Origin of the sequence: Pseudomonas cremoricolorata (genome assembly GCF_000759535.1) — a bacterium.
In the GTDB taxonomy this organism is placed as follows: Bacteria; Pseudomonadota; Gammaproteobacteria; order Pseudomonadales; family Pseudomonadaceae; genus Aquipseudomonas; species Aquipseudomonas cremoricolorata_A.
Window position 1 is genome coordinate 3,940,951 of the sequence record NZ_CP009455.1, and the last position, 19,440, is coordinate 3,960,390.

Genomic DNA, 19,440 nt, shown 5'->3' on the forward strand with positions numbered 1-19,440 from the left:
GAATCTGTTTTTCTCAGCATAAATCTCCTATCCTCTGCCCACCCTGGCGCCTGCGCAGCGGCAGCGCCCTTTCACACGTGATGGAGCAAGATGAGCAGCCTGAGCAAGATGCTGAGCGTGCTGGACCTGTTCAGCCCGACTACCCTGAAAATCGACCCCGAGACCATTGCCGAACGCATGGGGCTGTCCCGCGCGACGGTGTACCGCTACGTCAAGGATTTGTGCGACGCGGGCCTGCTGGTGCGGGTCGATGCTGGCAGTTATGGCCTGGGGCCGCGGATCATCGAACTGGACTGGATGATGCGCCAGTACGACCCGATCCTGATCGCCGGGCGCGAGCTGATGCATGAACTGTCCAACGAGACCGGCCTTGCGGTGTTCGCCAGCGTGTTCTACGACGGACGCATCATCAACACCTACATCGCCGAGCCCAGCGACACTTACCGCTTCGCCTTCGGCCGCGGTCAACCGCTGCCGTTCTTTCGCGGTGCGCAATCGAAAGTGCTGATCGCGTTCCAGAAAGGCCGACGCCTGCAACGCCTGTTCGATGAGCAGATGTCCAGCGACCCACAGGCCGCCTACGACTGGCAGGGCTTCGCCAAGGCGGCGAAGAAGATTCGCAAGGACGGCTACTGCGTCACCCACGACGAACTGAACCTGGGGCTCACCGGCATTGCCGCCCCGATCTTCGCCGCGGGCAGCGACGATATTCTCGGCAGCCTGGCGGCGGTCGGCACCAGCGACAACTTCCGCCTGCTGCGCCAGGAAGCGGTGACCGAGCGGGTCATGCAGACCGCTCGGAGCATCGCCGCGAAGTTGCAGGCGGACTGATCAGAACGGTACGGCAACCACCAGTTGGGTATACACGTTAGTGCCGTTGCCGTTGATCTGGTTGCCACCAGTGGTGCTGTCTTTCTCGGGCTTGTACAGCCCCACCAGCGGCGTGACGATCAGGTGATCGTTGATCGCCCACTCCACGTACAGGTCAAGCTCACGGGCGGTCAGGTTCAGTGCCTGACGCTTTTCGATGCTGTTGATGTCGTAGTACAGCGCACCGAGGGTGACGTTGGGCAGCGGGTTGGCGATCAGCCCGACGTGGTGGATGCCGACGTTGGTGGCGAAGGGGCCTGCGTAGTTGGCGGTGACTTCACCCTGGAACCAAGTGCCGTAGCCGGTGCTCTGGCCGGTGAACATCAAGTCCCAGTTCTTCGCGTAGCGCGAATAGCGGTAAGTGGCCTTGGGCGTCCACGGGGCGTCGGCGAAGGTGTACGCCGCCTCGGCGTACCAGGCACTGGGCAGGGTGCCGTTGGGCTTGTCCTGGCGGGCGTACTCGAAGGCGAAGAAGGCGTTCTCGACACCGGCGCTGCCCTCGCCGCGCAGGCTGTAGATGTTCATGCCGTCACGCTGGCGCTGGAAGTCGCTGGCCCAGCGCGTGTCGACGTCCATGCCGTGGATGTAGGTCAGGCCGAGGGTGCCGAGTTCGTTGGTGTATTCGAAGGTGCCGGCAGCCATTTCCGTTTTCGCCTGGGCGCGGTTGTCTGATTGCAGCCACACCAGGCTGCCATGCACGCCCTCCTGCCCGCCCAGGCGCACCACCGCAGTACGATCGAACGCGTGGCGAGCCGCCAGGTAATAGGCGCCGCCACGGTTCAGCGCGCCATCGGCCGGACCCTTGCCGAGGTTGGCACCGTCGTCGTTGATGATGAAGCCACGTCCCAGCTTGACCACCTGGCGACCGCCGGAAATGTCCACGCCGTCCTTGCCCAGCAGCGGGAACAGATCGCCCGAGCGCCAGCCGAGGAAGGCGTCTTCGATCTTGCTGGTGCCTTCATCGCCTGTGCTGTTGCCACCGGCATCGCCATCTCCCCAGGTGGCCGAGCTGACCATGGCGAAGCCGCCGTAGGCGGTGCCGGCATCGCGCAGCCGGTAATCGCCGCTCAGGCCGTATTTGACGAAGCCCTCGCGCCAGGTCGAACCGCCACGGGTGCCGTCATAGTTTTTGCGGCTGTTGAACAGGCCATACACCGCCAATACATCGGCGTTGAGGTGGGCATCGTCGTCGCTGTACAGCTCGTAGGCCGGCGCTGGCAGGCTGACGCCCAGTGCCAGGGAAAGCATCAGGCTGTGCCGGGCGGTCTTGGTGAACAGGGGGTGGGTCATGCAGTGCTCCTGGGTGCCTTGACGGCATTCTTATCAGTGCAAGTGAAGGTCACCGGCACCTGCCGATGACTTGGAAAACGTCAGCGATCGCGCCTGGGCGCTGACCGCTGCGAGCCGAGCCAACTGACTCAGGTCGATTGCGCCTTGCGCACGAACAGCAACTGCTGGCCGGTGTATTCGAGCAACCCGTCCAGGCCGAACTCGACGCCGAAGCCGGACATCTTGCAACCACCGAACGGCGTGTTGGGCTGGATCTGCGCGTGGCAGTTGACCCAGGCGACGCCGCTTTGCAAACGCGCCGCCAGTGCCTGGGCCTTGACCACGTCGGTACCCCACACCGAGCCGCCCAGGCCCATGCTGCTGCGGTTGGCACGTTTGAGGGCGTCCTCGACGTCGTGATAGGCGATGACCGGCAACACCGGGCCGAACTGTTCTTCATCGACGAGGCGCTGGCCATCGCTGACATCGGCGACGATGGTCGGCGGATAGAAGTAACCGTTGCCCGCCAGCCGCTCGCCGCCACACAGAATCGTCGCACCAGCGCGCCGCGCATCTTCCACCAGCTCGCTGACCAACGCCAGCTGTTCGGCGTTCTGCACCGGGCCGAAGCTCACCTCAGGCTGCAAGCCATCGCCGATCACCTCGCGCCCGGCGCGCTCGGCCAGCGCCTGGGTGAAGGCCTGGTACTGCGACTCGTGCACGTACAGGCGCTTGAGTGCAGCGCAGGTCTGACCCATGTTGAGGAAGGCGGCATTGAAGATATCGTCGACCACCGCTTCGACCGAAGTCCCCGGCAGCACTATTGCGGCGTCGTTGCCACCCAGCTCGAGGGTCAAGCGCTTGAGGTTGCTGGCCGCGCCGCGCATCACGCTCTGCCCGGTGGGGGTGGAGCCGGTGAAGACGATCTTGTCGATGTCAGGGTGGGTGGTGATGGCGCTGCCCAAGCCTTTCTCGCCGGTAACGATGTTGATCACCCCAGGCGGCAGGTGGCGGTCGAGAATCTGCACCAGGCGCAGGGTGCTCAGCGGCGTCAGGCTGGACGGCTTGCTGACCACACAGTTACCCGCGCGCAGGGCCGGAATGATATGCCAAACGGCGATCATGAACGGCCAGTTCCACGGCGTGATGGAGGCCACGACACCCAGTGGCTTGCGGTGCAGCTCGACGCGTTGCTGGGGGGTTTCTTCGATCAGTTCGACGGGAATCTTCAACTCGGCGTTGTAGCGCGTCCAGGCGACCGCGCCCATGACCTCTGACATGGCCAGGGCCAGAGGTTTGCCCTGCTCCTGCACGATCAGCCGAGCGATATCGGCCGCTTCGCGCTCGATGTCGTCAGCGGCCAGGTTCAGGCACGTGCGCCGGGTCGAAGCGCTGCTCAGGCTCCAGGCGGCGAACGCTGCGCGGGCGGCGCGCACGGCATCGTCGAGCTGCTCCAGGGAGCCTGCCGGACAGCGGGCGAAAGCGTCCCCGGTGGCCGGATTGAGTACGGCGAAATCACCGGCCTCCCCGGCTTGGGCAACACCATCGATCAACAGGTGGAACGTTTCCATACACACTTCCTCGGCAGCGCCGCGCGCAGGCGCGAAGCCACGTTCAGGTGGGACCAACAGGGTTCGACGCCGTTGGCTGCTCAGTGCAGCAGCCTTGGGCCTGGAACCGATGCTAGTCGGCGCCTGCCGAACACGGTTAGCCCAAAACGGCGGGATTGTGCGACGCCATGGCCCTGAGCTGGAGCAATCGCCGGCCCGGTGGTGGCAGAGGTGGCGAGCAGCGCCGTCTGGCTGGGGAACGGCAGGCGAGTCAGCCTTGTGGCTGCTCGTTGAACCATTGCGCGTAGGGGGTGTTGCGCACCTGCCTGCGGTTGTAGTCGGGGCTGCCATCGCGCCACCACACCGGGCCGCGCTCACCCAGCGCGACCTTCGCTTCATTGACCGCCTGGCGGGCCGCACGCAATTGCGCGTCATCGTCTGCGGCCTTGGCCGTCTTGACCGCACGCCGCGCGGTCATCAGCCTCTTGACCCAGTGCTGGCGCTGGGCGGGGTCAAGGTCCGGGTTGCTACACCGACAGAGCTGGCCCTTGACCACGAAATAACGGCCGTCCGGGGTGGTCGGGTACATACCGTGGCGGCGCTGTCGGGCGCGCGTCTCAGGCCTGGTCGGCGAGGTCTTTGATGGCCCGCTCGGCAGCGTCCTGGAAGACCTGGCGCAGCGCCTCGCCCTTGGCCTCGCTGATGACCTTGGCGACGATCAGGCCATGGGCGAAGCCCAGGGCCAGGTGCTTGGCGCCGAGCAATTCATCACGATTGTCGACATCGGCGATGTCACCCAGGTAGAGCGCCGCCGGGTGCTCATAGCGCTCGGCCAGGCTCAGCGCGCGCAGCGCGTCCAGGGAAAGGGTGAACTGCGCCGCTGCGGTCCCACCCAGGCTCAGATGCTCGTACTGAAGCAAGCTCAGACGGTCGGTAACGGTCATGGTGAATCTCCCTTTCCTCGATGAGGTCGTTGAACTGCAAACGGCGTGGTGCCTGGATCAGTAGTGGCTAGTGGATATGCGCTTGAGGGTAACAGAACGTTGTCATCGCCGGAGTAGCAACGCAGAGGATATTTCCATATCAGTGTGGTCGATCATGCTGAGTCCTGCTGCTCACCCGCCGATTTGCCCAGCAACTGACTGACGCTGGCGACCAATCGTTCCAAGGCGAACGGTTTGATCAGCACGGCGCTGCCCTGGTCCTGCGGGCAGTCGTGCAACACGTGTGGCTCGGCAAAGCCAGTCATGTATAGCACGGGCAGCGCCGGACGCAGCTGGCGACCAGCATCGGCCATCTGCCGACCGTCGAGGGTGCCGGGCAAGCCTATATCGGTCACCAGCAGATCGATGCGCATGTCCGACTGCAACAGTTGCAGACCGGCCTGGCCGTCGGCGGCCTCCAGCACCAGGTAACCCTGGCTGCTCAGCAACTCGGTGACGAACAGGCGCACCGAGGGCTCGTCGTCGACCACCAGCACGGTTTCACCGGCGTGCGCCACAGGGCTCGGCACGCTGACTTCACTGCGCTCATCGAGCGCTACCGACACCGCGTGGCTAGGCAACTGCAGAGACACCCGGGTGCCCTGTCCCGGATGAGACTCGATGCGCACCTGACCGCCCGACTGCTTGGCGAAGCCGTAGATCATCGACAGGCCAAGTCCGGTCCCGGCGCCCACTTCCTTGGTGGTGAAGAATGGCTCGAAGGCCTTGGCCAGCACCTCAGGGCTCATGCCGATGCCGTCGTCGGCCACGCAAATGCTCAGATACCGCCCTGGAGCCAGCTCCGGGTCCAGATCCGGGCCGTGTTCGAGCCACTGGCTGGTGGTGCTGATGGTCATGCAGCCGCCGCCAAGCAAAGCATCACGGGCGTTGATGCACAGATTGATCAGGGCATTCTCGACCTGTGCCGGGTCGACCAGGCAGGTGTCGGTGCTGGGGCTGAGCTCGACCTTGACGGTGATCGAAGGGCCGACCGTACGACGGATCAGCTCTTCCAGATCGAGGATCAGGCCGTTGATGTCGGTGTGCACAGGCTGCAGGGTCTGGCGTCTGGAAAAGGCCAACAGGCGGTGAGTCAACGCCGCAGCCCGCTGCGCAGCGCCCTGGGCCACCCCGACGTAACGCTCGACATCGGCCTGGCGCCCCTGGCTCAAGCGCAGTTTGATCAGGTCCAGGCTGCCGGTGATGCCTGCCAGCAGATTGTTGAAGTCGTGGGCGATGCCGCCGGTCAACTGGCCCACCGCTTCCATCTTCTGCGCCTGGCGCAGCGCCGCCTGAGCCGCTTCCCGCTCGGCCACGGCCTGACTGACCCGGCTTTCCAATGAACGGTTGAGTTCCTGCAGCGCCGCTTCGGCATTCTTGCGCGCGGTGACGTCCATGGACGAGCCGATCAGGCCGATGATTTCACCCTCGTCATTGCGCAAAGGCGCCTTGACCGACAGCCAAGTGGCCGCCGAGCCATCGGGCATGTCTACTTGCTCTTCGATCTGTTCGGCCTTGCCAGCGCGCATGATGCGCTGGTCGGTCTGCATGATCTGCAGCGCCTGCTGCTTGTCTTCGAGAAAGTCCAGGTCGGTCTTGCCCAGGTAGAACGACGGCGGCTTGCCGATCAGTTCGGTAGTACCGTGGTTGGCGACCAGCATGCGACCTTGCAGGTCCTTGGCGTACACCACGCCGGGCACCGCGCTGGTGAAGGTGCGCAGCAGCACCGACATGCGGTCGCGCTCGGCCTCGGCGGCGCGGCGCGACTCGATATCGAGCAATACTCCCGGGAAACGCACCGGCTGGCCGTGCTCATCGAGTTCGGCGCGGCCGTTGGCCTCGATCCAGCGATACTCGTCCTCGCCCTGGCGTACGCGATACTCGCAGCGGTACGCACCGCCGCGGCTCATGGCCGAGCGAATCTGCAGGGCAACCTGCTCGCGGTCGTCAGGGTGGATAGACTCGAAGGCTTCTTCGATGGCAATGCCGGCCATGCAGCGCTGCGCGCAGAGCCCGAAAGCACTGGCGAAGCGCTCGTCGGCGGTGACGCGATCAAGGGCGATATCCCAGACCCAGGTGCCGATGATGGCACCCGCATCCAGCGCCAGTTGCAGGCGCTCCTGTGCGTCGGTGCCAGGGCGCGATGCGGCCGGGCTGGTGTCGCCGCAAGGGGAAGTGCGATTGCCTGATTGGTCCATCACATGCCTCAGTCCTGCATCTGGACCGTCAGACACCCCGCCTCGTGCGGGGTTTCAGGGTTGTGCGCAGCGAAGTGCGCCGTGTTCGACAGCGCATGATGGCAGCAAACTCATGGCATGAGAATGGCCTGGCGAAACTCGATCGACGGCACCGCGACCATGCCTCGCTGCCCGTGCAACCAGGCGCGCATCTTGGTCGAATCGAATATCTGGCCCTCTTCCATCATCTGCAGGATCAATGCCTGGGACATTCGGTAACACCCGCACTGCTGGCACTGACGTTGCTCCCAACCGGAGGCGCACTGAATGGACTCTGCCTGGCCAGCACAGATCAGACAACTCATGGAACCCCCTTGTTCGTGTTGTGTGGGGTGGATGAAAGTGTGCGAATCAACTCAGCGGCGTAACGCCTGCACTACGGATGAGAATTTCGTGCCAGTTACGGGTCACACTTGTGCGAAGGTCAAAAGACATCCATCAACGCCGGAATCTGCATCGACAACAGTGCCATTGCCGCTGCTGTCAACGGCGTGCGTCCAAGCGCTCCTAGCCCCACCCACTTGCAGCCGGCGATTTCGTTCTGTGGCACCGGTTCTGCGCCCTCGTCGAACTGCGTAGTGAACACGTGGTGCAAGGTCGAGCCGGCAGTTATCGCGCACAGCGGCAGCAGGCCGGGCAGGCACAGACTGGTTTCTTCGCGAAGTTCACGCGCCGCGGCTTGCCTGGGCGTCTCGTTGGCCTCAATGGCACCGCCCGGGAAATTCCATTTGCCGCCCCGCTTGCGAACCAGCAGGACTTGCCTGCTGCGCAGACAGAGAATGGTCGCCCGGAGTTTAGTGTCGCTGTGCTTGTGTTCCGGCATCCGTCCGCCTTGTTCGTTGAACCGTTACCTGCAACTGGCCTGTGTGGGTATCGAGCACGTCAGTGCAAACCTGTTCGAATGACACTTTCGTGAATCTTGAAGTTCAACCGTGCGCGCGGTTGGCATATGCGCAGACAGCGCTTATCGTGCTGGCACTTTTCCAGCTGAGTCGCTTGTCATGAAATGGTTAACCGTCGCGCTGACCCTGTGCCTGTCCAGCAGCGCCCTCGCCGTAGACACCAGCGCCCCGCACGGCGCCTGGACCCTGCTCGATCAACATGAGCAGGCCTATACCCTCAACGATGCCACCCGCGTGCTGCTGGTGGCGCGCAGCATGTCCACCGCCAAGCTGGTCAACGCCAGCGTCGGCGAGCAGCCAGCGGGCTACCTGGAGGAACGCGGTGTAATCTACGTCGCCGACATCGAGAAAATGCCAGGGGTGGCGAAAATGGTCATGCTGCCGGCCATGCGTTCAGCCAACTACCGCATCGTCCTTGACCAGACCGGCGCCGTCGCCGGGCGCTACGGCGGTGATCGCGACAGTGTGCAATGGCTGGAACTCAAGGACGGCCAGGTGGTACGCGAACAACGCTTCAGCGAGGCCGAGCCGCTGCGTCAGGCACTGGCGCAGTTGCCGCGCTAAGCCCTCGGGGGCGCACCGGGTACCCGGCAAGGCTCGTCTACACTTGCCGAACCTAATGCCTGACGCCCCCAAGGACACCTATGAAGACTCTCCCCGCCCTGCTTGCCGGCGCGCTGCTCAGCTTTGCCCTGTTCAGCACCGAGCGCGTCAGCGCTGCGCCTGACACCCCCATCCATTTCGGCGCAATCGGCTGGGAAAGTGGCGCGCTGACCACTGAAGTGCTGCGTTTGATCGTCGAGCACGGCTACGGCTACCCCACCGACACCCTACCCGGCAGCACGGTGAGCATGGAGGTGGCGCTGGCGCGCAACGACCTGCAGGTGATTGCCGAGGAATGGGCCGGACGCAGTCCTGCCTGGGTCAAGGCCGAGCAGGCCGGCCAGGTCTTCGCCTTGGGTGACACGGTGAAGAATGCCGAGGAAGGCTGGTGGGTGCCCGCCTACGTGGTCAAAGGCGACCCGGCCACCGGCAAAGCGGCGCTGGCTCCCGACCTGCGCAGCGTCGAAGATCTCAAGCGCTACCCGCAACTGTTCAAAGACCCGGAAAACCCCAGCAAAGGCCGCTTCCTCAACAGCCCAAGTGGCTGGACCTCGGAAACCGTCAACAGCCAGAAGCTCAAGGCCTATGGGCTCGATGAGCTGTACAGCAACGTGCGCACCGGCTCCGGCGCCGCGCTGGATGCCGAAGTGACCTCGGCGATCAAGCTGCGCCAGCCGGTGCTGTTCTACTATTGGAGCCCAACCCCGCTGATTGGCCGCTACGACCTGGTGCGCCTGCAGGAACCGCCCTACGACGCCAGCGCCTGGGCCACCTTGACCGATGCACGCAATCCCGCGCCGCGCGGCAGTCAGTCTCTGCCGGCGAAGTTGTCGATTGGCGTGTCGAAGGCATTCCGTGAGCAGTACCCTGACCTGGTGGCCATGTTCGAGAAAGTCGACCTGCCCATCGACCTGTTGAACAAGACCCTGGCCAGCATGAGCAGCTCACGTCAGCCCGCGCGGAACGCTGCGCAAGCCTTCCTCAAGGCCAATCCGCAGGTGTGGAAGGCCTGGTTGCCGGCTGAGCAAGCGGCCAAGGTCGAGGCCGCCCTGTGAGCGCGGGCTTCCCGCAGAGCTGGCAGTTTTCCTTCGCCGAACCCGTCAATGCCTGGGTCGACTGGCTGGTGCTGCACTATGGCGATAGCCTGCGCAGCGTGTCGAACCAGCTGCTGCGCCTGCTGGTGGGGCTTGAAGATGGACTGCGCTGGCTGCCGTGGTGGCTGATCGTTACAGTGGTCGGCGTACTGGCCTGGCACGCCAGTCGCAGTTGGCTGCGTGCGCTGGTGCTGATGGGCCTGGTCACGGCCATCGGCATGCTCGGGCTGTGGGACAAACTGCTGCAGACCCTGGCCTTGGTGCTGGTCAGCACCGGGCTGTGCGTGCTGGTCGGGGTGCCGCTGGGCATTCTCCTGGCCACCCGTTCGCTGGCCCGCCGCCTGCTGTTACCGGTGCTGGACGTGATGCAGACGCTGCCCGCGTTCGTGTACCTGATTCCAGTGCTGATGCTGTTCGGCCTGGGCAAGGTGCCGGCCGTGTTCGCCACCCTGGTGTATGCCTTGCCGCCATTGGTGCGCCTCACCCATCTGGGCCTGGCGCAGATCGATCCTTCATTGCTCAAGGCCGCCCAGGGGCTGGGTGCCAGCCGCTGGCAGGGTCTGCGGCAGGTTGCCTTGCCCCTGGCCCTGCCGAGCATCATGGCCGGGCTCAACCAGTCAGTGATGATGGCGCTGTCGATGGTGGTGGTGGCCTCGATGATCGGTGCGCGGGGTCTGGGCGAGGACGTGCTGGCCGGCATCCAGACCCTCAACGTCGGCCAGGGTCTTGAAGCGGGGCTTGCGATCGTGGCGCTGGCGATGGTCATCGACCGCATCAGCCAAGGCTATGGCAGCGCCAAGGTCGAGGGTGAGCGCGTGCGCGACCACCGTTGACCTCACGCCTGGCCGCCGTTGCACTTTTTCCCCCATGACCGGTCTACTGCCTTCTGCGCCGCTTATCCAGCGGCTGTTTTCATGCCGCTGCACAGCACAGGCCAAACGCCGTGGGCTTGTGTAGGATGGGCAGCGCGGCCTTTCGAGGCAGTGCTGCCAGTCATAGGGAGATCATCATGCGCGTTCTGTCACTCGCGGCCCGTTGCGCCGCACTGTCGCTTGGTCTGACCCTGTCGACCCAGGGCCTGGCCGCCAGCGGCGAAGAAGCGCAGCTGATCGAGACGATCAACACCTGGCGCAGCCAGGCTCAGCCTTGCGGGGGTGAAGCCTCGCTGGAGCTGCCGCCGCTCAACAGCGACACCCGCCTGGCACTGTCGCCCGAGGGCACCCGCGATCTGCAACAGGCCATGAGCCGCGCCGCCTACCCGATGGTCAACGTCCAGGCCATCAGCCTCTCGGGCCCGCGCGATGCCAATGCGGCCATGAACGTCATCAAGGAAAGCTTCTGCCAGGTAGTGCTCGACCCGCAGTTCGTCGACATCGGCGTCAGCCAGGAAGGCCGTGACTGGCGCATCGTCCTGGCCCGGCCGCTGCTCAGCGGTCGCCTGGGCGACTGGCAGGCCGAGGGGCAAAAGTTGCTGCAGGAAGTCAATGCCGCGCGCAAGCTGCCCCGCCAATGTGGCGGTCAACCCTTTGCCGAAGCCGCGCCGCTGCAATGGAGCGAAGTTCTGGCCACAGTGGCGGCCAGTCATACCCGGGCCATGGCCAATCAGAATTTCTTCGACCATATCGACCGCGACGGCCGCACGCCTGGCGACCGCGCTGAACTGGCCGGTTACCTGTACCAGCAGATCGGCGAAAACATTGCCGCTGGTCGTGACACCCCGCGCAAGGTGGTCGATGGCTGGCTGGCCAGCCCTGGCCACTGCGCCACGCTGATGAACCCTGAGTTCCACGAGATGGGCGCTGCGTATGCGGTGGATCCGAAAAGCGATGCGGGGATTTACTGGACGGGGTTGTTCGGTACGGCGCAGTAGCAGGCCGGGGAGATTTTAGTGCATCAAGCGCTTCGCGGCTTGCGCCGTTCCTACAAGGGGGGGTAGGAGCGGCGCGGGCCGCGAAAACGCTCAAGGTGCGTCAGTGCCCATGGGGCGCGGAGGCACCTTTGGCGCAGCCACAACCGCCTTGCTCACAGGCCTGGCCGTTGGCATGGCCGCTGGCACAGGCTTCACAGCAGTAACGACGCCCGTCACGTTCGACGGCATTGGCACCCAGGCTGCAGGAGCAGTGTGGACAGGCACAGGTTTGCTGGTTCATGACGTTATCCTCAGGTTGTCTTACGCATCATCCCGGTTGTCCGGGGTGTCTTCTTGCTCAGACCATGGCTTGCCATCCAGCGGATGGCGATGAGCCAATTCGGCTTCATCAAGCCCGGTACCCGCACCGATTTCATCGGCTGGCACTTCACGCAGGTCTTGATCGGCCGGGCCGCCGTTGCCTGGCTCGTAAGGATCACGTGCACCGGTTTCATCGAACAACGTTCCGGGACTCAGATCATCGTCGGTGACGCCATCCTCATGCTCGCCTTCAGTCAGGGCTTCCCCGCCGCTCATGCCGAAATTGGCGACTCGCTGTTCAGGGTAGTCCTGCTCGACCTCGCGCGCTGACAGTTCGTCGCCAATACGTCCCTGCGGCCCTTGGGCGCGGTCTGAGAAGTCCAGTTCATGCACGCTGCCCATGCGGTCGTCGAGATTGTCTAGCTCGGCAGGGACAGGGGTAGTGGTGTCGTCTTTGTGGGCCATGCTGGCTACTCCATCCGGTCAGGTATGAATGGTCGACTGCGCACCGATTGGGATAATTCAGTTTTCCTGCAACCCAGCAATTGTTTGAACTCCCCTGTCCACCCCCGGCTCCCAACCCTGACAGCTGTTCGCTGAACCTCCCGGAGCCTTGTCGTATGGCCAAGCCGTTGAACGAGTACCAGCGCAAGCGTGATTTCAGTGCTACGCCGGAACCTACGGGCAAGCGCGGTCGGTCCGGCAAGGCGCAAGCCCTGCAGTTCTGCATTCAAAAACACGATGCCAGCCACCTGCATTACGATTTTCGTCTGGAGCTGGGCGGCACGCTCAAAAGCTGGGCGGTACCCAAGGGCCCATCGCTCGACCCTGGGCAAAAGCGCCTGGCCGTGCACGTCGAAGACCACCCGCTGGACTATGCCAGCTTCGAAGGGCATATCCCGGAAGGCCATTATGGTGCCGGTGACGTGATCGTCTGGGATCGCGGCATCTGGGAACCCCAAGGCGATGCCCTGGCGGGCTACGCCAAAGGCAAGCTGCAGTTTCGGCTGCACGGCGAAAAGCTCTCAGGCCTGTGGAATCTGTTTCGCACCCGCCTGGCCGGCAAGAAGGAGCAATGGCTACTGGTCAAGTCCGATGACGAGCATGCCCGCAGCGAGCACGACTACAGCGTGGTCGAAGCACTTCCAGACAGCGTGCTCAGCGAGCGCACCCTCGCCTCCAGTCACCCCGAACCCAAACGCACCCAACCCGCCGCTCGCGCTCGGCGCAAGACCGACAACGCCACCCTTCCCGCCATCCTCAAGCCACAACTGGCGACGCTGGTGGAAGCTGCACCCAGCGGCGATTGGCGTTATGAGGTCAAGTTCGACGGCTACCGCCTGCTGGCACGAATCGATGGCAAGGATGTGCGGTTGTTCACCCGTAACGGCCACGACTGGAGCGCCAGGCTGCCGCGCCAGATCGACGCCTTGCGCGCACTCAAGCTCACGTCGGGGTGGCTCGACGGTGAAGTGGTGGTGGCCGATGAAAACGGCGTGGCGGACTTTCAGGCCCTGCAGAACGCCTTCGACAGCAACCAGGCCGACGGCCTCACCTACTACCTGTTCGACGCCCTCTGGCTGAATGGCGACGACCTGCGTGAGCAACCCCTGCACGCTCGCCGCGCCGCCTTGCAACGGCTGCTTGAGTCGCAACCCAGCGACACCTTGCGCTATTCCGAGGACTTCGAAGGGCCGGTCGACTCGCTGCTGGCCAGCGCCTGCGAGCTGTCCCTGGAAGGCTTGATCGGCAAGCGGGCGGACAGCCCTTACCGCAGCCGTCGCAGTCAGGACTGGATCAAGCTCAAGTGCCAGCGCCGGCAAGAGTTCGTCATCGTCGGCTACACCGACCCCAAAGGCAGTCGCGAAGGTTTCGGCGCGCTGCTGCTGGCGCTGCACGATGACAGCGGCGCGCTGCGCTACGCCGGCCGGGTCGGCACCGGTTTCAGCAGCCAGAGCCTGACGCAGATTCATGCTCGCCTGCGACGGCTGCACAGCAGCAAGCCGGCCTTGCAACGACCGCCTACCGGGGCAGCAGCACGGGGCGTTCACTGGCTGCGCCCGCGATTGCTGGCCGAGGTGTCGTACGCGCAGATCACCCGCGCCGGCAGCGTCCGGCATGCGGTGTTTCATGGCCTGCGCGACGATAAGCCGGCCAAGGCCATCGACCTCGAACGCCCCGCTCCGAGCCCATCGAAACACGCCACGCTCGCCACCGTGCAGCTGACTCACCCCGAGCGGGTCATCGACCCCAGCACGGGCACTACCAAGCAACAGGTTGCCGAGTACTACGCCGCCGTGGCGGGTTGGCTATTGCCGCACATCGAGCAGCGTCCAGTGGCCTTGGTGCGCGCCCCAGAGGGCCTCGACGGCGAGCTGTTCTTCCAGAAGCACGCCGCCCAGCTGCACCTGCCGGATAGTCACAGCTACAGCAAGCAACAGGCAGGCCAGGCGGCGATGACTTTGGACAGCAGCGCCGCGCTGCTGACCGCGGTGCAAATGAACACCCTGGAGTTGCACAGCTGGAACGCCACCGGCAAGTCGTTCGAGCGGCCCGATCGTTTCGTGCTCGACCTCGATCCCGACCCGGCGCTGCCGTGGAAGGCAATGCTGCAGGCCACCGAACTGACCCTCACATTGCTCGATACCCTGGGCCTTACGGCGTTCATCAAGACCAGCGGTGGTAAGGGCCTGCACGTAATCGTGCCCCTGACTCGCCGCGCTGGCTGGGATGACGTGAAGCATTTCAGCCACGCCATCGTCAGTCACCTGGCCGAGCTGTTCCCCGAGCGCCTGACCGATGTGTCGGGGCCGAAGAATCGCGTCGGTAAAATCTTCATCGACTACCTGCGCAATGGGCTAGGTGCCACCACGGTGTGCGCCTACTCACTGCGCGCACGCCCCGGTTTGGCAGCGTCGGTACCGGTCAGCCGCGAAGAACTGCCGCGCCTCAAGGGCGCCGACCAATGGACCATCGCCACCCTGCTCAAGCGCCTGGACAGCGTGGACGATCCGTGGGCGACGATGCCCGCTACTCGCCAATCCATCACCCGGCGCATGCGCCAGCAGCTGGGGTTGGCGTAATGAACGCCGCCTCGCCCACCCGCTTTCGTGCCGGAGCCGAACCCATGCCGCCCACCTCTGATGCCAGCGACACTCGCCTGCTGCACTGCCTCGAACCCTTTTTCCAGGCAAGCCTGCCGGGTCCGATCGAGCCCCTGCTCACCGGGCGTCTGCGCATGCTGGCGGGTGAAGGTCTGGACCAGTTGCCACTGCCCGGTGCCGGTCAGACGCTGGCGCGCTGGCGCTCCCTGGCGTACGTAGGCGGGGCCGACCTGGCCTTGACCAAGCTCTACGAGGGGCATACGGATGCCCTGGCCATTCTGGCCGAATGCGCCGCCAGCGAGCTGGCGCAGCCGCCGCAGATCTGGGGCGTGTGGGCTGCCGAACCGCCGGCCGCGCGGGTACGGATCGTCGCCCGCGGGGGGCGCGACGTTACGCTGACTGGGCGCAAGGCCTGGTGCTCTGGCGCCGCGCTGATCGACTGCGCCTTGCTCACGGCCTGGGATCAAGACCTGCGACCGCACCTGGTCGCAGTCAGGCTCGACGCGCCGGGCATCGAAATCCGCAGCGATGCCTGGCAGGCGGTGGGCATGGCCGGGTCGGCGAGCCTTGAAATCGATTTCACAGGCTGCTCGGCGACCTTGGTCGGCAGCCCCGGCCAGTACCTGAGCCGTGCCGGCTTCTGGCACGGCGGCGGCGGCATCGCCGCCTGCTGGTATGGCGCGGCGCGGTCGCTGGCCGAGTACCTGCGCGAGCACTGCCGCAAACCCCACAGTGACGCCCATGCCCACGCCCATCTGGGTGCCGTGGACGTGGCCTTGAACGCTGCCGCCCACAGCCTGCGAGCGTGTGCGCTGCACATCGACGCGCAGCCACGCGCCACTGCCGAGCTGCCCGTACGTCAGCTGCGGGCAGTGGTCGAGCAGGCGGCCGAGCAGGTCATCCAGCATGTCGGCAGAGCCCTGGGCGCCACGCCCTTCTGCCGCAATCACCATTTCGCCCGCCTGAGTGCCGATCTACCGGTGTTTCTCAGGCAGAGCCACGCCGAACGCGACCTCGCCGTGCTGGGCCAACAGGTCGCAGACCTTTCCACAGGAGCGTGGGATCTATGAGTATCGATGCGCAGTATTTCGCCGAGCTCTATGCAGGTGATGAAGACCCTTGGGCGTTTCGCACCCGCTGGTACGAACGGCGCAAGCGTGAGCTGATCATGGCCTGCCTGCCCCGTCAGTTCTTCGAACGGATCTTCGAGCCGGCCTGCGCCAATGGCGAGCTCAGTGCCCTGCTCGCCGAACGCTGCGCGCGCCTGGTGTGTCAGGACCTGAACACCACCGCGGTGAGCCTGGCCCGCCAGCGCTTGGCCGGTTTCAGCCACGCCAGCGTCGAGCTGGGGCGCTTGCCGGCCGACTGGCCAGGCGAGCGCTTCGACCTGATCGTGCTCGGCGAGATCGGCTATTACCTGGATGCCGACGATTGGCTGCGGGTCATCGAGCAGTCACTGAGCAGCCTCACCGAAGACGGCGGCCTGCTGGCCTGTCATTGGCGCCACCCTATCGACGGCTGTCCCCAAGATGGCCAGCAGGTGCACGCCATGCTCGAACAGCACCTGCCGTTGCACCGCTTGCTGCTGCACGACGAAGCCGATTTTCAGCTGGCCTACTGGACATGCCGCCCACGGGCCATCGACCTCGAAGAGAGGTGCCTATGATCGGCGTGGTGATTCCGGCGCACAACGAAGCGCGGCGCCTCGGCCGCTGCCTGCGCGCAGTCCACGCGGCGGCCGCACAGGCCCAGGTGCTGGGGCATTCGGTGCAGGTCGTGGTGGTGCTGGACCGCTGCAGCGACAGCACGGCAGCAATTGCCAAGCGCCATGGCGTCGACACGGTTGCGGTGGATGCAGGCAATGTCGGCATGGCGCGCCGCGCGGGTGCCCAGCACATGCTCGAACGCGGGGTGCGCTGGCTGGCCTGCACCGATGCCGACAGCAAGGTTCCGCCCCATTGGCTGAGCTGGCAGATGCACTGCGCCGCCGATGCGGTATGCGGCACCGTCCACATCGAGCGCTGGCAGCCTTGGCAGGACGCAGCCCTGCGTGCGCAATACCGCAGCCGTTACCAGGCCTGTGAGGGGCATCGACACATACATGGTGCCAACCTGGGCATCAGCGCCCTGGCCTATCAACGTGCCGGGGGGTTTCAGCCTTTGGCGGCCCATGAGGACGTACACCTGGTCCACGCCCTTCAGGACAGCGGCGCACAGATCATCTGGACCGCGCGCAACAGCGTAGCCACCAGCAGCCGTGGCGACGCGCGTGCCCGGGAGGGGTTCGGGGATTACTTGATAGGTCTGGCGCAGCCCGGCTGATCGCCGGTGCCCCCTGCCAGGAGACGGCCAGACCTACGCGCCGTCCTGGCGCGCCGGGCGGGTGGGACGATCATTTTTCCTTGAGTACTTCGCGACCTTTCACGGCGCGTGGGCCTTTGACCAGCCATACCAGCACACCGAGGATCGGCGCCCAGACGACGAATACCACCCACAGCATCTTGCGCTCGGCCCGGCGATCGCTGCCGATGATGTGCCAGATCGCCCAAATCTGCGTGATGATCACCACGGCAGCGATAATGATCCAGATCGTTCCGATTTCCATATACGTTCTCCCAATGAGCCAGTAGTACGTTCGGTCACGGCAAGCGGCAAGGGTTCCATCTGAAGCGTAGCGGCAAGCGTCGCTGCCGCCAGCGGATATGTTCTGTCGTGGATGCGCTGGCTGTGCCGCTCAGCGTGCAGGCGCCTTGTCCAAGGCGCGCTTGAGCGTGGCGGCATCGCTGAACGAATGCTGCTCCTGCACGTGGCCCTGGTCGAGCTGCAGCCACAGCACCTGGCCCTCGCCTGCGGGGTAGCGGCTGGCGATCTGGCCGTCGCGGTCGAGCATGACCCGGTAGGGGTAATCGCGCATCGCTGGCACGGCGAACAGCTTGCTGATGATGGCCGGCATGCGTTGGATGTCGGCGACGAAGACGCCATCGCGCGCTTCCAGATAGCCCTTGGGCTGGTCGATCAGCGCAGCCTTGACCAGCTTGGCGCCGTCCATGTCGCGCGCGACCAGCAGAATGCGCGTGTCGTTGCCGAGGGTGTAGGCCTGGTCATGCTGGTCGCTAAGGGTCCAGGGCGCGATCGGGTCGCCGCGTTCCAGTGCGTGGGCGAATAGCGGCAGCAGGCACAGGAGCACTGCGGGAACGTATTTCATCGAGGGTGTCCTTGGGCGAATGATGATCGACAGCATACTCCGAGTGCGTCGCCGAGTTTGCCGCCAGCGTCATAACGACCCGTGCAGTTGTCTTTCCCGGGCGCCCCCCGCACACTCAGCGCCGTTACTCGCCAGCGGAGTTCAGAGTGGCCACACCTCGTCAGTTCAGCAAGAAGGCCAGCACCAGCAACATGCTGCGGCTCAAATCCGCCAGCGCCGAGGTCGAGGCGCCGTATCAGGTCGGCTTCGTGCTGCTCGAGCACTTCTCGATGGCCAGTTTCACCGTGGCCATGGATGTGCTGGTGACCGCCAACCTGCTGCGCGCCGACAGCTTCGCGTTCGCGCCGCTGTCGATGACCGGCGAGCGGGTTCTGAGCGACCTTGGCCTGGAGTTGATCGCCACACCGCTGGTGGCACGCGAGCTGAAGAACCTCGACTTGTTGCTGGTCTGCGGCGGCTTGCGCACATCGCTGAAATACCCTGAGCTGGACCGCCTGCTCGAAGACTGCGCCAGTCACGGCATGGCCCTGGGCGGGCTATGGAACGGCGCGTGGTTCCTCGGCCGCGCCGGTGTGCTGGCCGACTATGGCTGCAGCATCCACCCCGAGCAGCGCGCCAGCCTGGCCGAGCGCAGCCCGCAGACGCGCATCACCCCGGCCAGCTTCACCCTCGACCGCGATCGCCTCAGCGCCGCCAGCCCCAATGGCGCCATGGAACTGATGCTGGGCCTGGTGCGCCGCATGCACGGTGACGCCCTGGCCGAGGGCGTGGAAGAGATTCTGTCGTTTTCGGGCGCGCGTTACCGCCAGGTCGGCCCGGGGGCGAAGAAGTCCATGAGCCTGCATCTGCGCAACATCGTCGAGCTGATGGAAAACAACCTGGAAGAGACCCTCAGCCTCGACCAACTGGCCTCCTACAGCGGCCGCTCGCGGCGCCAGATCGACCGCCTGTTCCAGGCCCAGCTGGGCACTTCACCGCGGCGCTACTACATGGAGCTGCGCATCACCAAGAGCCGTCGCCTGCTGCAGTACTCCGACCTCTCGGTCATGGACGTGGCAGTGGCCTGCGGCTTCGTCTCGGTGTCGCACTTCAGCAAGTGCTACGCCGCCTACTTCGGCTACCCGCCGTCGCGTGAGCAGCGCCTGGGCGAGTAGCGGGCCGGTTTCACCGGCCGTCGCGGCTGACTCCGCTCCTACACGGCGCTGGCGCGATTGCTGAACTGTCCTTGTAGGTGCGTCTTCAGCGGCGAACCGCCACTGCCGATCATAAAATCAGCTATACGCATAAAAACCAATTGATAAATACAGAAGATAAATAATTAACTTAGAAGAAAACGGCATTTCCTTCGCTCTGCAAATACCCTTACGTTATTAACCAAGCCGGAGCACTCACCCCCCGCCGGCCTGTCTGGCCTGCTTCCAACCCTCACTGGACGCCGCCGATTTCTTCTTCG

At 64.8% G+C, this 19,440-nt stretch carries 21 protein-coding genes; 10 read left to right on the forward strand and 11 right to left on the reverse strand.

Going from position 1 to position 19,440, the window contains the following annotated elements:
* Positions 1 to 90: 90 nt before the first annotated feature.
* Entirely contained in the window at positions 91 to 831 is a 741-nt protein-coding gene (locus LK03_RS17895; protein WP_038413774.1) for an IclR family transcriptional regulator, read from the forward strand.
* Here the strand turns inward: LK03_RS17895 and LK03_RS17900 are convergent, their stop codons facing one another.
* From LK03_RS17900 to LK03_RS17925, 7 genes are all read right to left on the reverse strand, one after another.
* The gene (locus LK03_RS17900; RefSeq protein WP_038413775.1) at positions 832 to 2,160 is read right to left on the reverse strand and encodes a hypothetical protein; all 1,329 of its coding nucleotides are present in this window, start codon (positions 2,158 to 2,160) and stop codon (positions 832 to 834) included.
* A gap of 128 nt (positions 2,161 to 2,288) precedes the next feature.
* Entirely contained in the window at positions 2,289 to 3,710 is a 1,422-nt protein-coding gene (locus LK03_RS17905; RefSeq protein WP_038413776.1) for an aldehyde dehydrogenase family protein, read from the reverse strand.
* Between the two features lie 250 nt (positions 3,711 to 3,960).
* Positions 3,961 to 4,278, reverse strand: coding sequence for a hypothetical protein (locus tag LK03_RS17910; protein ID WP_038413777.1), 318 nt, complete (start codon positions 4,276 to 4,278; stop codon positions 3,961 to 3,963).
* A gap of 28 nt (positions 4,279 to 4,306) precedes the next feature.
* Positions 4,307 to 4,633, reverse strand: coding sequence for a hypothetical protein (locus tag LK03_RS17915; RefSeq protein ID WP_038413778.1), 327 nt, complete (start codon positions 4,631 to 4,633; stop codon positions 4,307 to 4,309).
* Between the two features lie 152 nt (positions 4,634 to 4,785).
* Positions 4,786 to 6,870 carry a hybrid sensor histidine kinase/response regulator gene (locus LK03_RS17920; protein WP_038413779.1) on the reverse strand — a complete coding sequence of 695 codons (2,085 nt, stop codon included), beginning with the start codon at positions 6,868 to 6,870 and terminating at the stop codon, positions 4,786 to 4,788.
* Between the two features lie 110 nt (positions 6,871 to 6,980).
* Complete coding sequence (locus LK03_RS22355; RefSeq protein WP_167334505.1) at positions 6,981 to 7,121, reverse strand: hypothetical protein; 141 nt, start codon at positions 7,119 to 7,121, stop codon at positions 6,981 to 6,983.
* A 212-nt stretch (positions 7,122 to 7,333) separates the two neighbouring features.
* The gene (locus tag LK03_RS17925) at positions 7,334 to 7,732 is read right to left on the reverse strand and encodes an NUDIX domain-containing protein (protein WP_038413780.1); all 399 of its coding nucleotides are present in this window, start codon (positions 7,730 to 7,732) and stop codon (positions 7,334 to 7,336) included.
* Between the two features lie 178 nt (positions 7,733 to 7,910).
* Between LK03_RS17925 and LK03_RS17930 the strand changes: the two genes are divergently transcribed.
* The 4 genes from LK03_RS17930 to LK03_RS17945 all read left to right on the forward strand — a co-directional run bounded on the left by LK03_RS17930 (position 7,911) and on the right by LK03_RS17945 (position 11,378).
* Positions 7,911 to 8,375 (forward strand): hypothetical protein, encoded by a 465-nt coding sequence (locus LK03_RS17930; protein WP_038413781.1) that lies wholly within the window; start codon positions 7,911 to 7,913, stop codon positions 8,373 to 8,375.
* 80 nt (positions 8,376 to 8,455) lie between these two features.
* Positions 8,456 to 9,469: an ABC transporter substrate-binding protein gene (locus LK03_RS17935; protein WP_038413782.1), complete on the forward strand. Its 1,014-nt coding sequence runs from the start codon at positions 8,456 to 8,458 to the stop codon at positions 9,467 to 9,469.
* Positions 9,466 to 10,341 carry an ABC transporter permease gene (locus LK03_RS17940; protein ID WP_038413783.1) on the forward strand — a complete coding sequence of 292 codons (876 nt, stop codon included), beginning with the start codon at positions 9,466 to 9,468 and terminating at the stop codon, positions 10,339 to 10,341. Before LK03_RS17935 ends, LK03_RS17940 begins: the two co-directional genes overlap by 4 nt.
* A 176-nt stretch (positions 10,342 to 10,517) precedes the next feature.
* Complete coding sequence (locus tag LK03_RS17945; RefSeq protein WP_038413784.1) at positions 10,518 to 11,378, forward strand: CAP domain-containing protein; 861 nt, start codon at positions 10,518 to 10,520, stop codon at positions 11,376 to 11,378.
* A gap of 100 nt (positions 11,379 to 11,478) precedes the next feature.
* On the opposite strand, the gene LK03_RS17950 is transcribed toward LK03_RS17945, so the two are convergent.
* Complete coding sequence (locus LK03_RS17950; RefSeq protein WP_038413785.1) at positions 11,479 to 11,658, reverse strand: metallothionein; 180 nt, start codon at positions 11,656 to 11,658, stop codon at positions 11,479 to 11,481.
* Positions 11,659 to 11,678: 20 nt separating this feature from the next.
* Positions 11,679 to 12,143 (reverse strand): hypothetical protein, encoded by a 465-nt coding sequence (locus tag LK03_RS17955; protein WP_038413788.1) that lies wholly within the window; start codon positions 12,141 to 12,143, stop codon positions 11,679 to 11,681.
* A 155-nt stretch (positions 12,144 to 12,298) separates the two neighbouring features.
* Between LK03_RS17955 and ligD the strand changes: the two genes are divergently transcribed.
* The 4 genes from ligD to LK03_RS17975 are packed head-to-tail and all read left to right on the forward strand — an operon-like array spanning position 12,299 to position 17,104.
* Positions 12,299 to 14,761 (forward strand): DNA ligase D, encoded by a 2,463-nt coding sequence (ligD, locus tag LK03_RS17960; RefSeq protein ID WP_038413789.1) that lies wholly within the window; start codon positions 12,299 to 12,301, stop codon positions 14,759 to 14,761.
* Positions 14,762 to 14,805: 44 nt separating this feature from the next.
* Entirely contained in the window at positions 14,806 to 15,852 is a 1,047-nt protein-coding gene (locus tag LK03_RS17965; RefSeq protein WP_049870548.1) for an acyl-CoA dehydrogenase family protein, read from the forward strand.
* Positions 15,849 to 16,448 carry a class I SAM-dependent methyltransferase gene (locus LK03_RS17970; protein WP_038413790.1) on the forward strand — a complete coding sequence of 200 codons (600 nt, stop codon included), beginning with the start codon at positions 15,849 to 15,851 and terminating at the stop codon, positions 16,446 to 16,448. The genes LK03_RS17965 and LK03_RS17970 overlap by 4 nt, the downstream gene beginning before the upstream one ends.
* Complete coding sequence (locus LK03_RS17975; RefSeq protein ID WP_038413791.1) at positions 16,445 to 17,104, forward strand: glycosyltransferase; 660 nt, start codon at positions 16,445 to 16,447, stop codon at positions 17,102 to 17,104. The genes LK03_RS17970 and LK03_RS17975 overlap by 4 nt, the downstream gene beginning before the upstream one ends.
* A 70-nt stretch (positions 17,105 to 17,174) precedes the next feature.
* Here the strand turns inward: LK03_RS17975 and LK03_RS17980 are convergent, their stop codons facing one another.
* Together LK03_RS17980 and LK03_RS17985 are read right to left on the reverse strand one after the other, a co-directional pair.
* On the reverse strand, positions 17,175 to 17,387 hold the full coding sequence (locus tag LK03_RS17980; RefSeq protein ID WP_038413793.1) for a PLD nuclease N-terminal domain-containing protein: 213 nt from the start codon (positions 17,385 to 17,387) through the stop codon (positions 17,175 to 17,177).
* A gap of 129 nt (positions 17,388 to 17,516) precedes the next feature.
* Complete coding sequence (locus tag LK03_RS17985) at positions 17,517 to 17,987, reverse strand: hypothetical protein (protein ID WP_038413794.1); 471 nt, start codon at positions 17,985 to 17,987, stop codon at positions 17,517 to 17,519.
* Positions 17,988 to 18,133: 146 nt separating this feature from the next.
* Here LK03_RS17985 and LK03_RS17990 point away from each other — a divergent pair, with 146 nt between their 5' ends.
* Entirely contained in the window at positions 18,134 to 19,141 is a 1,008-nt protein-coding gene (locus tag LK03_RS17990) for a GlxA family transcriptional regulator (RefSeq protein ID WP_038413795.1), read from the forward strand.
* Positions 19,142 to 19,440 lie beyond the last annotated feature (299 nt).